Source organism: Planococcus sp. SSTMD024 (assembly GCF_041320495.1).
In the GTDB taxonomy this organism is placed as follows: domain Bacteria; phylum Bacillota; class Bacilli; order Bacillales_A; family Planococcaceae; genus Planococcus.
Genome location: NZ_JBGGNS010000018.1, coordinates 126,389 through 140,590 on the forward strand (window position 1 = coordinate 126,389; position 14,202 = coordinate 140,590).

The 14,202-nt window shown below is 50.1% G+C and carries 14 protein-coding genes; 7 read left to right on the forward strand and 7 right to left on the reverse strand.

Features of this window, described 5'->3' with window-relative positions; all coding sequences use genetic code 11:
• Nucleotides 1–41: 41 nt before the first annotated feature.
• Together AB9R92_RS03555 and AB9R92_RS03560 are read right to left on the reverse strand one after the other, a co-directional pair.
• Complete coding sequence (locus AB9R92_RS03555; RefSeq protein ID WP_370668139.1) at nt 42–1,259, reverse strand: ABC transporter permease; 1,218 nt, start codon at nt 1,257–1,259, stop codon at nt 42–44.
• On the reverse strand, nt 1,243–1,992 hold the full coding sequence (locus AB9R92_RS03560; protein ID WP_370668140.1) for an ABC transporter ATP-binding protein: 750 nt from the start codon (nt 1,990–1,992) through the stop codon (nt 1,243–1,245). Before AB9R92_RS03560 ends, AB9R92_RS03555 begins: the two co-directional genes overlap by 17 nt.
• A gap of 163 nt (nt 1,993–2,155) precedes the next feature.
• Between AB9R92_RS03560 and AB9R92_RS03565 the strand changes: the two genes are divergently transcribed.
• The 7 genes from AB9R92_RS03565 (at nt 2,156) to AB9R92_RS03595 (ending at nt 6,893) form a co-directional block, all read left to right on the forward strand.
• The gene (locus AB9R92_RS03565) at nt 2,156–2,587 is read left to right on the forward strand and encodes an HIT family protein (protein ID WP_370668141.1); all 432 of its coding nucleotides are present in this window, start codon (nt 2,156–2,158) and stop codon (nt 2,585–2,587) included.
• Nucleotides 2,588–2,690: 103 nt separating this feature from the next.
• Nucleotides 2,691–3,224 (forward strand): tryptophan transporter, encoded by a 534-nt coding sequence (locus AB9R92_RS03570; RefSeq protein ID WP_370668142.1) that lies wholly within the window; start codon nt 2,691–2,693, stop codon nt 3,222–3,224.
• A 477-nt stretch (nt 3,225–3,701) separates the two neighbouring features.
• Complete coding sequence (locus tag AB9R92_RS03575) at nt 3,702–4,142, forward strand: YtxH domain-containing protein (RefSeq protein WP_370668143.1); 441 nt, start codon at nt 3,702–3,704, stop codon at nt 4,140–4,142.
• 117 nt (nt 4,143–4,259) lie between these two features.
• Nucleotides 4,260–4,820 (forward strand): HTH-type transcriptional regulator Hpr, encoded by a 561-nt coding sequence (locus AB9R92_RS03580; protein WP_370668144.1) that lies wholly within the window; start codon nt 4,260–4,262, stop codon nt 4,818–4,820.
• A 104-nt stretch (nt 4,821–4,924) separates the two neighbouring features.
• Nucleotides 4,925–5,470, forward strand: coding sequence for a DUF3267 domain-containing protein (locus AB9R92_RS03585; protein ID WP_370668145.1), 546 nt, complete (start codon nt 4,925–4,927; stop codon nt 5,468–5,470).
• A 59-nt stretch (nt 5,471–5,529) separates the two neighbouring features.
• On the forward strand, nt 5,530–5,715 hold the full coding sequence (locus tag AB9R92_RS03590; RefSeq protein WP_370668146.1) for a hypothetical protein: 186 nt from the start codon (nt 5,530–5,532) through the stop codon (nt 5,713–5,715).
• A gap of 248 nt (nt 5,716–5,963) precedes the next feature.
• Nucleotides 5,964–6,893 carry a peptidylprolyl isomerase gene (locus AB9R92_RS03595; RefSeq protein ID WP_370668147.1) on the forward strand — a complete coding sequence of 310 codons (930 nt, stop codon included), beginning with the start codon at nt 5,964–5,966 and terminating at the stop codon, nt 6,891–6,893.
• A gap of 50 nt (nt 6,894–6,943) precedes the next feature.
• Here the strand turns inward: AB9R92_RS03595 and yhaM are convergent, their stop codons facing one another.
• The 5 genes from yhaM to AB9R92_RS03620 all read right to left on the reverse strand — a co-directional run bounded on the left by yhaM (nt 6,944) and on the right by AB9R92_RS03620 (nt 14,166).
• Nucleotides 6,944–7,882: a 3'-5' exoribonuclease YhaM gene (yhaM, locus tag AB9R92_RS03600; protein WP_112233607.1), complete on the reverse strand. Its 939-nt coding sequence runs from the start codon at nt 7,880–7,882 to the stop codon at nt 6,944–6,946.
• On the reverse strand, nt 7,879–10,713 hold the full coding sequence (locus tag AB9R92_RS03605; RefSeq protein ID WP_370668148.1) for an ATP-binding protein: 2,835 nt from the start codon (nt 10,711–10,713) through the stop codon (nt 7,879–7,881). Before AB9R92_RS03605 ends, yhaM begins: the two co-directional genes overlap by 4 nt.
• Nucleotides 10,710–11,924 carry a metallophosphoesterase family protein gene (locus AB9R92_RS03610; protein WP_370668149.1) on the reverse strand — a complete coding sequence of 405 codons (1,215 nt, stop codon included), beginning with the start codon at nt 11,922–11,924 and terminating at the stop codon, nt 10,710–10,712. The genes AB9R92_RS03605 and AB9R92_RS03610 overlap by 4 nt, the downstream gene beginning before the upstream one ends.
• A gap of 99 nt (nt 11,925–12,023) precedes the next feature.
• Nucleotides 12,024–13,274 carry an ABC transporter permease gene (locus tag AB9R92_RS03615; RefSeq protein WP_370668150.1) on the reverse strand — a complete coding sequence of 417 codons (1,251 nt, stop codon included), beginning with the start codon at nt 13,272–13,274 and terminating at the stop codon, nt 12,024–12,026.
• Nucleotides 13,267–14,166 carry an ABC transporter ATP-binding protein gene (locus tag AB9R92_RS03620; protein WP_370668151.1) on the reverse strand — a complete coding sequence of 300 codons (900 nt, stop codon included), beginning with the start codon at nt 14,164–14,166 and terminating at the stop codon, nt 13,267–13,269. Before AB9R92_RS03620 ends, AB9R92_RS03615 begins: the two co-directional genes overlap by 8 nt.
• Nucleotides 14,167–14,202: the final 36 nt, after the last annotated feature.

The following is a 14,202-nucleotide window of genomic DNA, read 5'->3' on the forward strand; positions in this document are numbered from 1 at the left end:
GGCTGGAGAAAATAAAATTTCTCCAGCCCTTTTTATGATTGTTATCGTTTAGTGAGCTGTGCTGACTTTCTTCTGGCGCCTGCGAGTGTCACAACAGAAACGACAGCCATCACTGCCAGTATAATTAGCGCTGTCGCAAACTGTCCGAGTGCCAGCAGCAGGATCAATACCGCTACAGCTTGGATTAATTGGACCGCAAGCACCCAATTCCATACCGCTTTTTCGCGGCTATGCGTGCTCAGCGGGAATAATTGATCCATACGGAAATGCTGGGATTGATTCAAGCCTTGCCATAATTGGATTGTTGAGGCGAACGCCAAGGCCCCGGCAAATAAAGCAATCGCGATTTGGAATGGGATGAGCCAAGCGCCGACCAGGATGATCAGCGTCAACCGTACCCACAGGAAGAACAGCTCATCGGAACGGATGAACGTCCGGCTCACCAAATACAAATGGGCATTGGATGCTTTGCTCTTGATCAACCGGTACACCGGGTTGAGCCATCTGCGCTCCCTCACTTTCCCTTTCAAATGCGGAACGTCGGTGAAATAATTGGCGAATTGGTAAAAACGCAGCATGCGGTTTTCTTCCAATTCGATGAAATGCCCGTAAGGAAATGCTTTTCCCGCTGCACGGCGTTCCAGCCATTTGCCGTAAAAAATCATCGCGAACAAAAAGACTGCCGCAACGAGAATCCATCCGTCGACATACGACCAGGCAAACCCGGCAACAAGCAGGAACCGGACCGCGCGCTCAAGCCAGACCTTATGGCCATCGCTTGCTTTTCGCCAGTGGAATTCGCTCCTGACATTCCACCATTTTACGAGCAGCAATAGAATCGGAAACCCGATCAAATAAGACGAGGGCAAGCCGTATAAAGCGTTGATGAGCGGCAAGGAAACGACGAAGACGACAATCGGCAAATACAGCTGCGACACATACGTCCAGCGAAGTGCCGGTTTCAAATATTCATCGATCCGGCTTTCAAGTGGCAGTAAATAAACCCCGTCTGCCTGCTTCAATAAAGTCACCGGCGGGCTGTAGGACAATAGCGCACCGAACAACACCGCCATCAATAGCGCTGCCGGAAATTCCGGCGGGACATTTTGCACCCACTCGCTATAGGCGTACCCGGCCGCCCCGATGGCGAACAGCATGACCACGGCAATATGGCCGGTGACGATGAATTTTAAATAGTTCTGGACTTCCCTCGTATAGCGCTGGAGCCGCTTGTCCCACACTTCATGCAAGTTCTTCATTGTCGTCATCCTCGGTCATCGCAATATACAGGTCATCGAGTGAGGCATCCGGCATGCCAAATGCCTGGCGCAGCTCCGGCATCGTGCCGATTGCCCGTACGCGCCCGTTGTGGAGCAGGATAATGCGGTCGCAATAGCGTTCTGCAGTCGACAGGATATGGGTCGACATGAGCACCGATGCGCCGCTGCGCTTTTGCTGCTCCATCTGGTCGAGAAGCGATTTGATGCCGAGCGGGTCGAGCCCGACGAAGGGTTCATCGATGATGTACAAATCGGGGTCGACAAGAAATGCACTCATGATCATGACTTTCTGGCGCATCCCTTTCGAGAAATGGGACGGAAACCATTTCAGCCGCTTTTCCATGCGGAACTCCTTCAATAAAGCGGCAGAACGCCGTTCGAACACATCTTGCTCCAGGCCGTAAGCCATCGCCGTCAGTTCAAGGTGTTCGCGCAATGTCAATTCCTCGTACAGCACCGGCGTTTCCGGAATATAGGAAAATGCGGAACGGTAAGCGTCGATGTCTTCCTCAAACGTCCGGCCATTGAGGCGGATTGTCCCGGATTTCGGCTGCATGATGCCAATGATGTGCTTGATGGTCGTACTCTTCCCAGCCCCGTTCAAGCCAATCAAGCCGACCAATTCTCCTTTTTCTATCGAAAAACTCACGTCTTTTAATACAGGCTTTCTCGTATAGCCGCCCGTTAAATTTTCTACTTCCAATATTGCCACTTTCAACACCTCTTTCTTCGTTTACTATTGTATCAAAACTGCGTGGCGAATTCTTTCGGTAACTGGCACACTCCATGACCCCAGCTGAAATGACAAATGACTGGCTCACCGAATATGGTAAACTGAAAAAAGAACGGCCACCCATTACAGAAAGGATGAGTTTATGAGCAACTGCATTTTTTGCAAAATCATTGCAGGGGAAATCCCGAGCGTCAAAGTGTACGAAGATGAGCATGTCTATGCCTTTATGGACATTATGCCTTTATCGAAAGGGCATACCTTGCTGATCCCGAAAACCCATCGCGAGTTTGTCTACGACATGACACCGGAGGAAGCCGGCCAGCTGTTTGGCGTAGCGCCGAAGATCGCCAGCGCCATCAAAGAGACCTTTGAACCCGAAGGCATGAACTTGTTGAACAACAACGGCCCAAAAGCCGGGCAAAGCGTGTTCCATTTCCATCTGCATTTCATCCCGCGCTACGGGGCAAGTGATGGATTCGGCGCCAAATGGATAACCAAAGAAAAAGAATACACCACGGAGAAGATCCAGGAACTTGCTGAACAGGTAAAAACCAAGCTAGCCTCTGAGGCTTGATTTTCTGTGCTGCACAAGATAAGATCGTAATACGTTTTTCGCCGGCGGCCACGAGGGCACGACCGGGAAAAAGAAACTAGCTTGAGCTGAGGAGAGATGAGAAATGAATACGAAAAATCTTGTGTTAATGGCGCTGCTTGTCAGCGTCGGTGCGACATTGTACGTGATGATCCCAGGCATCAACGGCGGGATGAAACCCGACTTTATGCTGACGATGATGTTTATCGGCATCCTGCTGTTCCGCGACGTGAAAAGCGTCTTTTTGCTTGCTGTCACTACCGGAATTATCTCCGGATTGTTTTCAAGCTTTCCGGGAGGCTTTTTTCCGAACATCATCGATAAGTTTGTGACCGCATTCGTCTTTTTTGCGCTCGTGTCGTTATTGAAAAAGCATGCGGCCAAACTGCCGGTCGGCATTGCGCTCGCAGCCTTCGGGACAGTGCTGTCAGGAGCTATTTTCCTCTCGGCCGCCATTTTCATCTTAGGCGCCGACATCCCGTTCACGCTCCTGCTTGCAACGGTAGTCGTTCCGGCAACCATTATGAATGGCGTTGCCTTTGCGGTCATGTTCCCGATCGTCACGGGGCTCATGAAGCGCTCGAACTTCCAAAGTTCTACAGCCGCGCAGGCTCGCTGATCTCTAAAATGCCTTTCCCTTTCATAGGGAAAGGCATTTTTCAGAGTGTTGAAGAAGTCTATAATCTTCAATAAATGAAAAGAGTGTGAAGCTATTCCACAATTTAAAAATAACGAATTATCTCAGTATTTGGAGAAGCGTTCGCTCGTAAACCCTTCTGCTCAATAATGCTACGCATTACTTTCGCAAAGATAATGTCTCCCGTAGGTCGACCTTATCTTTCCAGTGGAGCAGCGTAAGCGACGAGACGACCGAGACCCCGCAAGGCGCGAAGCGGCTGAGGAGGCTTGGGCGCGAGCCCACGGAGTCGTGCGATAAGCTTCGGAAAATACGACTTTTAACTTTCTCGACAGCCTGTAAAATGCCTTTCCCTTTCACAGGGAAAGGCATTTTTTATTGAATAGCCATTCATTCCATGTTTTAATTAAGTGAAATAAAGGAAAAGAAAGATAGACGACGAAAGGAGCGCTTACACTTATGAAAGTTACGAATTTTTTTGCAGGCCTGGGTGCCGGCCTAATCGCCGGTGCTGTAACAGCTATCCTCTCCACTCCGAAATCCGGTGAGGAATTGCGCACTTCCATCAAATCGAGCGGCTCGGAATGGAAAGAATCGATGAATGAGCTGAAAGCCCGCATCAATGAATTGAAAGAATCGATCAACCACTTGACAGAAGAATCGAAAACACAAGTCCCAGAAGCGGTGGACGGCTTGAAAGCATCCCTTCAATCATGGCAGGAAGGCACCGCGCCAGCGAAAGAGCATCTGCAGCTGGAGATCAAAGCGATCCAGAATTCCATCGAGCAGTTGCAGGCGGCGATCAGCAAAGATAAAGATGAAGAAGAAAAGAAAAAAGACAAACCGACGAAAATCGACCCGAAAAAAGCGGAAAATAAGGACGATTCCGAGACAGCTTGACCACCATTGGTCAGGTTGTTTTTTTTTTTGGCTAAATTATTTTACTATTCTCACTTTAATTCACTTTGCTTTATTGCTATAATAAAGAAAATATTTCCGGTGAAAGTTGGTGCTCGCGTGAATGATAAAGAATACACAATGAAAGAAGCTATGCTGTACAGCCAAAGAATTGGGCAATTATCGAAAGCATTATGGAAAGCAGTGGAGAAGGATTGGCAGATGTGGATAAAACCTTATGACCTGAATATTAATGAACATCACATTTTATGGATTTCCTACCATTTGAAAGGAGCCTCCATTTCCGATGTGGCAAAATTCGGGGTCATGCATGTCTCAACAGCATTCAATTTCTCAAAAAAACTCGAAGAACGCGAATTGCTGTCCTTCTCGAAACGCGATACCGATAAACGCAATACATATGTTGAACTGACGCAAAAAGGCGAAGAGTTGATGCAGGAGATGATTGAACGCTATCACGACACGCCTCACTCAGTCGTTGACGGCTCTATCCCGCTCCGCAATCTATACGGGAAATTCCCTGAATTCATGGATGTCATGGCCATCATCCGCAATATTTACGGCGATGATTTCATGGAGATTTTCGAAGCTTCATTCAAAAACATCGAGAACCGTTTCAATGAGGAAAACCATGTTTTGACCGAGAATAAAAACGCCTGAAAAACGCGGTGAAAAATTTCGCCGAAGAAGCTTGCATTCCCTCAGGAAACGTTGTATTGTATGTATCGGCTCGTTACAATTATACATCAATGGGAGATACGCATATGCATTGCTGGAAATCAATCAACGTCAAAAAACAATACGGTTCTGACCGCCTGTTCTTCATTTCAGCGCTAATTGGCGCCGGGGTTTTCACCAGCTATTACATGCTGCTGGCCATCATGTATGCCAACCCGTTATCCGACCAGAACTTTTTGCTGTTCATGATCGGGATGCTGGCGATCTACCCTATCCATAAACTTTTGCATCTTGTGCCTTTACTCGGAAGCCGCAAATGCCTGAAAATCAGCATGCGCAAACAATTGAAGCTGTGCCCGACGATTTCTTTGTATATTAAAGAACCGGTCCGGAAATCACGTTTCATGCTTGCGCTTGTGGCGCCCTTTGCGGTCATTAACACGACCATTGTCGCGCTGAGCATCATTTGGCCGGCCTATAGCCATTATTTCGCCATTTTGCTTGCGTATCACAGCGCTTTGTCCGTGACGGATTTGATCTACATCCGTAATTTGGCGCGCTCGCCGCGGCACGCACTCATTGAAGAGACCGATACAGGATTTGAGATCCTGGTGCCGCAGCCAATTGCCTGACCTGCTTTTTTCTTTCCATTTTGTTATAATGGAAGTTAAGGTCAGAGGGGAGGAAACTCATGATAGTCGCGTTAGTTGTTATTTTTTCGGTGTTTTATGTGTTCCAGATCAATCGGATGACATATGCACTCGTCACATCCCGGGAAATTCCCGAAGAAAACCACGAAAAGATTTTTCGCACCATTAACATATTGATACTCATTCTACTTCTTACATTATATGTCGGGGTTGAATTCACCCCGTAAGCACTTGCCCGAGCAAGTGCTTTTTCTATGGAAACATTCGCAATCGCCCACTCTTTAACGGATTCGCAATTTTTTGGAACTTTTTATTTTTTCATTCGTTTATGATATAGTAACTACGGCATCTATTGAAAACAAACGCAAAAACAGCACGCGGCACAACGCTTGCGACTCTCATCCTTTTGCGAAAAATCAACAGCCCACACCTATAAATTCAACTTAGATTGAAAGAAAGTTAGGAGCGAACATTGATGAAGAAATCAGCCTTTACCCTTTCCATCGCAGCAGCGGTTCTTGCACTTTCCGCATGCAGCGACAATGGTTCCGATAGCGAAGTGCTCGTCACTTCCGATGCGGGAGACGTGACAAAAGAAGAACTATACCAAGAAATGAAAACTTCTGTCGGCGATCAAGCCATCCAAATCCTGATGATTGAAAAAGTATTGGGCGCAAACTATGAAGTGTCAGACGAAGAAGTGGAAGCGGAGCTTGAGAGCAATAAAGAAGAAATGGGCGAAAACTTCGAACAATTTCTCGCCCAGAACAACCATACAGAAGAAAGCTATAAAAAAGTCATCCGCCTGAACTTGCTTCAGGAAAAAGCATTGACGGAAGACGTCGAAGTGACGGATGAAGAAATCGAAGAACGGTACGAGCGCCAAGGAACGGAACTGAATGCGCGCCATATCCTGGTGGCGGATGAAGAAACAGCCAATGAATTGAAAGCGGAACTTGACGAAGGCGCAGATTTCGCTGAAGTGGCGGAAGAACATTCCACCGATCCAGGCTCTGCCGCTAACGGCGGTTCCCTAGACTGGTTCGGGACAGGCGCCATGGTTCCTGAATTTGAAGACGCGGCTTATTCCCTAGAAGTCGACGAGATCAGCGAACCTGTCCAATCCCAGCACGGTTTTCACATTATCCAAGTGACTGAAATACGCGAAGTCGAAGGCCAAGAGCCGCTTGAAGACCAGCGTGAAGCTTTGCGTTCTGAAATCGCCATGTCCAAGGCGGATCAATCTACCTTGCTTCCAAAAGTTGCAGCGTTGATGGAAGAAGCGAATATCGACATCAAAGACGAAGAACTTGAAGGCGCATTGGATGAAATCCTCAACACGGAACCAGCTCCTGAAGAAGGAGCCCCAACTGAAGAAGAGACCGACGAAACTCCGGCTGAATAAGCACAGAAAAACCCCCGACATCTTTGTCGGGGGTTTTGTGTATGGCTGATTTATAGTTTCGGCTTGTAGAATGAGCGGTTGTCGAGTGCGAAGACGCGTTCCGAGAACTCGCCTTCTTTCGTTTTTCCGAGCACGCGATCGAGCATCATCATTTTTGCATCGATATTGTCGATGTAATGGAGGATTTCGGCCTCTTTTATCATCGGCTTTTTCGGGCTGCCCCATTCTTCCTTGCCGTGATGCGACAAAACAATATGTTGAAGGACCATGACTTCTTCCCCTTCGATGCCGAGCTCCTCTGCCGCTTTTGCGATTTCCGTTACCATGATCGAGATATGGCCGAGCAAATTGCCTTCTACGGTATAAGTCGTCGCGACCGGCCCGGAAAGTTCAAAGACTTTGCCGATATCGTGGAGGATGATCCCCGAATACAATAAATCCTTATCCAGGCTCGGATACACTTCGCAAATCGCTTTGCCGAGCTTGAGCATCGACACCACATGATCCGCAAGGCCTGATACATAATCGTGGTGATTACGCGTCGCCGCCGGGAAGGTCAGGAATTGCTGCTGATATTTTTTCAGGATATGGCGCGTGATGCGCTGAATTTGAGGATTTTCCATCTCGAACAGGAACTTCGTCACTTCTTCGTGCAATTCATCGGTACTTTGCGCCGCTGAAGGCAAAAATTCAGCGATCGTCAAATTCTCCTCCGGTTTTGCCGGGCGGATGCTTTTGATGCGCAGCTGGTTTTTGCCGCGGTAATTATGGATCTCCCCGCCGACTCTGACAATCGTTTCTGCCGCATACATCCGTTCATGTTCGTCTTTCGTGTCCCATAGCTTTGCTTCAATGTCCCCGCTTTTGTCCTGCAGAACGAGTGACATGAATGGGTTGCCGGTCGTCGTGACGCCTTTGACCGATTGTTTGATCAGTAGAAAATCATCGACTGTCTCCCCAACAGCGCGTGTTGTAATTCCTTTTGTCATGCTTGGATGCTCCTTTCAGGATTCGCCACGTCGATTTGCTGTGCACTTGGCCAAGCTTGCCTCATCGCTTCGTGGCATGTGAAATAAATGAACTGATGGTCTGCCTGCAGCTCTTCCACTAATTTTATCACTTGCTGGCTTCTTCGGCGATCAAAATGGACGAACGGGTCATCCATGATAATCGGGAACGGATGGGATTCCTTCATCGACGATGCCAGTGCAAAGCGCAGCGCCAAGTATGCCTGCTCTTTCGTCGCCTGGCTGAGCTCGATGACGCGGAAGCGCAAGCCGTCACGACGCAGCGCTTCAAAATTCCCTTCCTGGCTGAGCAGCAAGCGCTCATACTCGCCTCCCGTCAATTGGGTGAAGTACGATTCCGAAAGCGTTAGCACGGCTGGCAGCTTGGTCTCTTTCAATTCGTCCATCGTTTGCTTGAACACTTCGACGATTGCGCGGTTGACGGCCCATTCCTTGGCTGCGTCCTGGAACTCCGCTTTTTTCGTTTCCAGTTCCTGAAGTTTCATTGAATGCCCTTCGTCCGACAGTAAATGCTTCGTCAACTGGACTTTTTCCGCCTGTTCTTCCCATAAAGACTGGCGTTCTTGCTGTAATTCACCGAGCTTTTGCTTTGAACGCTCAAGGAATTGTTCTGCGCTCTCTTGTGCATCACTGAGCACAGCGGGTTTTTCCACTTCTCCGATGGCGGCAAGCTGCGACTGGATCATTTGCAATTGTTCCTGTGCGGCGCTTGCTTGTTCCGACAGTTTGGCAGCGCGGTAAAATGAATCCTCATCTTCCACCGCTGCCCTGTCGAACAGCTCATCCAACGCTTCGGAAAGCTTGGCCAAACGCTCGGCGCATTTCCTGGATTGTTCCGCCAGCTGCTGGTGTTTCTCGCGGATTTTTTGGGCGTCCTGGAGTTTCTGTTGGCATGCTTCCCATTCTGCACGAAGCACGCTGACGACATTGCTTGCCAACACGGGCTTTTTGCACACACGTTGCGCTTGTTCCAGCCATGCCTGTTGCTCGCCTTCCAACTTTCCGATTTCTTCAATGATGCGATCCAACCGGTTAGAAGCTGCATGCACATCACGTAATTTATCGAATAAAGTCAATACGGTAGCGCGTGAAGTTTCTTCAGGAAAACCAAGCGCTTTCAGCAAGCGCCGGTATTCCTGCAATTCCTCGCTGCTGTCTGTCTGCGGCAACGCAGCAATTCTCCGCTTGCTTGCCTCGATGGCGTCAAATCGTTCATCAAGCCCTCTATCGTATTCCGCTAGCCTCGCTAGCAACGCTTCATATTCCGCTTCCTGCCCGGCGTAGCGTTCCACCAGGCCATCCGTGCTGCCGTCCGGTGGTTTCCTGTCACGCAGCCACAGCCATATAGATGCGCCGAGCGCCATGGCTGCAAGCAGTCCTGTAAAAGCGTCTCCCGCAACTGCAGCGATGATTATGCCGGCAATTCCGATGGCCCCTAGCAGAAATTGGGCAACGCGGTTATTGGCAGCCGTTCCCGCTTGCCGTTTTTGCTGTGCTTTGGCCAGCGTCAGCTGTGGTTCGATGTCGGCCCATTGTTCTACTCGCTGCCGCTCTTTTTCGGGCGGCTCTCCTTCAAGGTATTGCTTCAACGCGTGTTCGGCTTCTGACAGCCGCTGCCGCTCTTCTGCCAATCGGCGCTGCGTGAAAGCTTGTTCTTGTTCTGCGCCTTGAAGCGCATCCAATACAGTCTTCAATCGCTCTTCCTGTTCGAGCGAGGCATCCGCGGATAATGCTTGATCTGTACTCATGCCGCATAATTTCAGCAGCCGGTCGAGTTCATCCTGCAATCGGCTGCGTTCTTCTTGTTTCACTTTCAATGAAGAATTCATCTGATGCCATTCGGCTTCGCGCCCGAGCAGATCCGATAGTGAATCTGTTTCAGGCAATTCCCCGGCCCACTCCAAACGATTGATTTCATTTTCCAAAAAGACGGATTCGGCCTGCAATTCATTTTTCTGGTCGATCAGGCGTTCATACTGGCGAATGCCTGATTCCGGGAAATTCACCGGCCCGTTTTCCGCCAAGCGCTCGAGTTGTTGCTTTCGCGCCAATAGCGGAGCCGCTTGCTGCCATTTTTCCGCTTCCTTCATGTCTTGAACGAGCATGCTTTCAGCGTGGCCCAGCTCGGCCAATCGCTGTTTGATGTGCTCCAGCCGCTCGGTTGCCGGACGGAAGGTATCCGCGCGCAGCTTGTATTCACGCAACTCCGTTTCAAGTTCCCGCAACTCTTCGGTCAAACGGTTGATTAGCGGCAACTTCCCAGCTTTCTTGAACAACTCGCCCATTTCGCGTTCGAGCTGGCTTTCCATTTTCCCGGCATGGTCGACACCGGCAGTCCCCGAGGACAACAGCGTGCGCGTCAGCTCCTGTTCAGTCATTTGGTCGAGATCTTGGAGTTCATGGACAGAGAACGAATAAATCGCTTCATAGGACGCCCTGTCATATCCTCTTAATAGCTCCGAAAGTTCCGCCTCGCCCCCGCGGCGCCCGTCTTCAAACCACACCGCCAAATCGCCTGCCGACTTGCCGGCTGTCCGTTCAATCACGACACGGCCATAAACGGGGTCGCTCAGCTGCAGCTGGCCGCCGTATTTGCCGCCCCCTTTCGGTTCGTAGCGTTTATGCGGCTGGCTGCGTGCCGAAAAGCCAAACAGCATCTGCAAGACAAACTGCTGAATGGTCGTTTTGCCTGCTTCATTCATTCCATAGAATACGGCCATCGGTTTGTTCAACTCGATGGTCCTGTTTTCGTGGCGTCCAAAACCGTAAATGATCAGTTTTTCAAGTTTCATCGCTGGTCCTCCAATGCCATCATCTTGCGGATTTTCGCTTCCGCTTCTGCCCGCAGTTCCTCTTGCAGCCCGTCGTTCAGCTGCGGCAGGAAGCGCCCGCTTTTCGGATGGTTGTAAAGCTCCTTCAATGCCTGTTTCCAGTCGTCCGCCTCCCAGTTTTCCAATCGGCTGGCAAGTTGTTTTCCAAAAGGCGATAATTCCGTCGTGAGGACAGTCCTGTCCAGGTGTACCTTGGATATATGAACGAAACCTTCCCCCTCACTGAGCGCTTCGCGCATTGCATATACAAGCTCTGCCGGCGGGATATCTTCAAGCATATGGATCGTTGCCTCGTCCAGATGTTGGAGCTCCAGTTCCGCGACGAGCGCCTCGGCTTCGTGCGCTTCGAGCTGCCCACTGGCAATGCTGAATAATTCATTCATATGCTGGACGTTGCTGCAATCGATCCTGATTCGCTCAAAGCGCACCGCTTCCGCCGGAATGAATTTCAGTTCGGCATGCCCATCCGTCAGTACGACATCGTAAAAGCCTTTGGGGCCGGATTCCTTCCTGTTTCGCCCTTGCAGATTCCCGGGGTAGACAATTGGTGGATCCGTCGATAACTGCTGCCGTTTATGAATGTGGCCAAGCGCCCAATAGTCGTAGTCTTTGGCAAGCAATTGTTCTTTGCGGAACGGCGCGTATAGGGCATGCTCCGTGTCGCTTTCCTCAGAGCCGTGAAGCATGCCGATCTGGATGACGCCGGCTTCTTTGCCTGGATAATGTTCAATCATCGATTCCGTTACATGACGGCGGCCGTAGCTAAACCCGGCAATTTTCACCGTTGCGCCGCTCACTTCTAGCGCCCTATTTTCTATGCTGTCCTGGAACACGTGGACATTTGGCGGCAATTCGAAACTCGCCGCCCCACCACTTAAATGATCGTGGTTGCCATGGCTTAAAAAAACAGGAATGCCCGCTTCATGCAATTGTTCCATGCCTTGCTGAAAACGGTGCTGCGCGCGCAGATTGCGATCTTCCCCGTCGTAGACGTCCCCGACAATCAATAAAAAATCTGGCCGTGTTTCGAGCGCATAGGAAATTAACCGTTCAAAAGCAACCAATGTGCTGTTCTGCAATGTTTTCCATTGTTCGGCACCGAGCCCTTGCATGCCGCTGAACGGGCTGCCGAGATGCAAATCAGCGCTGTGGATAAATCGAATGCTTGCCATCGTGATCCCCTTTTCAAAAGCGAATATTTGTTCTTATCTTACCATTACCACGCGCGAAAAAAAACTGCCTGCGGAAACTTCCCGCAAGCAGCATCTTCGTTATTTTTCGTTGCCAAGCTTGATTGCCCGGCGGATATCTTTCAACGATTGCGAAGAACCGTACATCAACACGCCGCCGCGGTAAACGCGGGCGCCGAACCAGCCAAGTATGCCGATCGTCAAGAGCATAATCGCAATCGACAAAAGCGGCTCCCATAACGGAATATCGAGCAGGCCGACACGCAAGAACATGACGAGCGGCGCGAAAAACGGGATATAGGAAGCGACTGTTACATAACCCGCTTCCGGCATGGAAATGCCTGAGAACGCAATGAAGGATGCAATGATGATCAAAATCATCATCGGCAGCATCAATTGCTGAACGTCTTCTGTCCGGCTGACGAGCGAGCCGAGCAGCGCCGCAAGCACGGCATAGAGGAAATAACCCAGCAAAAAGAACAGGATGGCGTAGAAGAACGTGCTGAATTTCACTTCGGAAAAGCCCATGACGCTAAATACGCCTTCGGTCAGATCCGAACCCGAACTTTGGATGGCCAAATACCCGGCAAGGGCGAAAATCATCATCTGCAAAATGCCGAGCGAGCCGATGCCTGCAATTTTCGCAAACATGTGCTTGACCGGTGAGACACTGGAAATCAAAATTTCCATGACGCGTGACGATTTCTCGTTCGCCACTTCCATCGCAATCATATTCGGGTAATAAATGACCGCGATATAAATGACCATGATCAAAATATAGACGAGGCCGCGCGCTTGGCTTAACTCTTCCTGAGATTTGGAAGATTCGGCAAGCGCTTCCCGTTCCATTTCAACCGGCGCAAACAACTGGGCAAGCTCTGTTTCTTCGAGTTCCAGCCGCTCGGCGACACTCGCTGTCTGGAGGCTCTGAAGCGCGTTTTCCAGTTCTGCGGCTTGAGCCGATTCAGTCGCGGACTCTGCTATGTAACGGGCAGTGACTCCATTATCGTCTTCGAGAACAAGAAAAGCGTCTATATCGCCTGCTTGGACATCGGATCTCAATTGTTCTTCAGAAAGCGCACTCGCTTCCAATTGAATGGTGCTGTCTTGCTGGCCGAGCTGGGCTTGCAAGGCTTCTGTGTACTGTCCTGCTTTGTCCACAACTTGAAGCGTTTGCTGTGAACTGTCATCTCCATCGAATGAATCGATGATCGACGGCAAATTGGCCAGCAGGAAAAAAGACGCCACAACCACAAGCGTGGTGATCATGAACGATTTCGTCATCGCCTTCGTTTTGAATGCCTGCTTGAAAATGATCCAGAAACTATACATGGGCACGCCCCACCTTTTCGATGAAAATCTCTTCGAGGCTTGGCTCTTCCAATGCAAACTGGCGCACAGGGCCGAGCTCTAAGGCACGGGCGAGCAAGTGTTGGCCGACCGCTTCATCGGCAATGCGGAACACGCCGCCACTTCGCTGCGCCGTAAACTTCTCGACGCCCGGCAAAGTGCCAAGCGCTGTGATATCGGAATCGCTGTGGATGCGGACGTTCTGCTTGCCGAATGTGCGCTTCACTTCCCGGATCGAGCCGTGGACGACGAGTTTTCCTTTGTCCAAAATGCTCATGTCATCGCATAACTCTTCGACATGGTCCATGCGGTGGCTGGAAAACACAATCGTCGCCCCTTGCTTTTGAAAATCGAGTATCGCTTTTTTCAGCATTTCCACATTGACAGGATCCAGCCCGGAAAACGGCTCATCCAAGATCAGCAGTTTCGGGTTATGTAGGAGAGAGGCGATCAACTGGATTTTCTGCTGATTGCCTTTCGATAATTCTTCCACTTTCTTATTGGCGTAATGAGGCACTTCAAAACGCTCCAGCCAATCCTTTGCGCCTTGTTCCGCCTGTTTTTTGTCCATGCGCCGCAGCCTGGCCAAATAGACGAGCTGGTCCTGCACTTTCATCTTCGGGTACAAGCCGCGCTCTTCCGGCAAATAGCCGATATCCGGGCTGTCTGCATAGCTGATGCGGCGGCCTTGCCACAATACCTCGCCTTGTGTCGGTGTAAGAAGCCCGAGCGCCATGCGGAAGGTTGTCGTCTTGCCAGCCCCGTTCGCACCGAGGAAACCGTGCATCTGTCCTTCGGCTACATCGAAGGAGATATTGTCTACAGCGGTAAAGTTGCCGAATTGTTTTGTTGCGTTTCTAATCGATAAAGTCATCATTCACGTCCCCTTTCCACCTTTATATACGGCAGC

What these genes read in the sequence shown, in the direction of transcription:
- AB9R92_RS03585 (WP_370668145.1), top strand. Translation starts at nt 4,925, where the DNA reads ATGCATTGCTGGAAATCAATCAACGTCAAAAAACAATACGGTTCTGAC.
- AB9R92_RS03590 (WP_370668146.1), top strand. Translation starts at nt 5,530, where the DNA reads ATGATAGTCGCGTTAGTTGTTATTTTTTCGGTGTTTTATGTGTTCCAG.
- AB9R92_RS03620 (WP_370668151.1), bottom strand. Translation starts at nt 14,166, where the DNA reads ATGACTTTATCGATTAGAAACGCAACAAAACAATTCGGCAACTTTACC.
- AB9R92_RS03555 (WP_370668139.1), bottom strand. Translation starts at nt 1,259, where the DNA reads ATGAAGAACTTGCATGAAGTGTGGGACAAGCGGCTCCAGCGCTATACG.
- AB9R92_RS03605 (WP_370668148.1), bottom strand. Translation starts at nt 10,713, where the DNA reads ATGAAACTTGAAAAACTGATCATTTACGGTTTTGGACGCCACGAAAAC.
- yhaM (WP_112233607.1), bottom strand. Translation starts at nt 7,882, where the DNA reads ATGACAAAAGGAATTACAACACGCGCTGTTGGGGAGACAGTCGATGAT.
- AB9R92_RS03610 (WP_370668149.1), bottom strand. Translation starts at nt 11,924, where the DNA reads ATGGCAAGCATTCGATTTATCCACAGCGCTGATTTGCATCTCGGCAGC.
- AB9R92_RS03615 (WP_370668150.1), bottom strand. Translation starts at nt 13,274, where the DNA reads ATGTATAGTTTCTGGATCATTTTCAAGCAGGCATTCAAAACGAAGGCG.
- AB9R92_RS03575 (WP_370668143.1), top strand. Translation starts at nt 3,702, where the DNA reads ATGAAAGTTACGAATTTTTTTGCAGGCCTGGGTGCCGGCCTAATCGCC.
- AB9R92_RS03595 (WP_370668147.1), top strand. Translation starts at nt 5,964, where the DNA reads ATGAAGAAATCAGCCTTTACCCTTTCCATCGCAGCAGCGGTTCTTGCA.
- AB9R92_RS03565 (WP_370668141.1), top strand. Translation starts at nt 2,156, where the DNA reads ATGAGCAACTGCATTTTTTGCAAAATCATTGCAGGGGAAATCCCGAGC.
- AB9R92_RS03570 (WP_370668142.1), top strand. Translation starts at nt 2,691, where the DNA reads ATGAATACGAAAAATCTTGTGTTAATGGCGCTGCTTGTCAGCGTCGGT.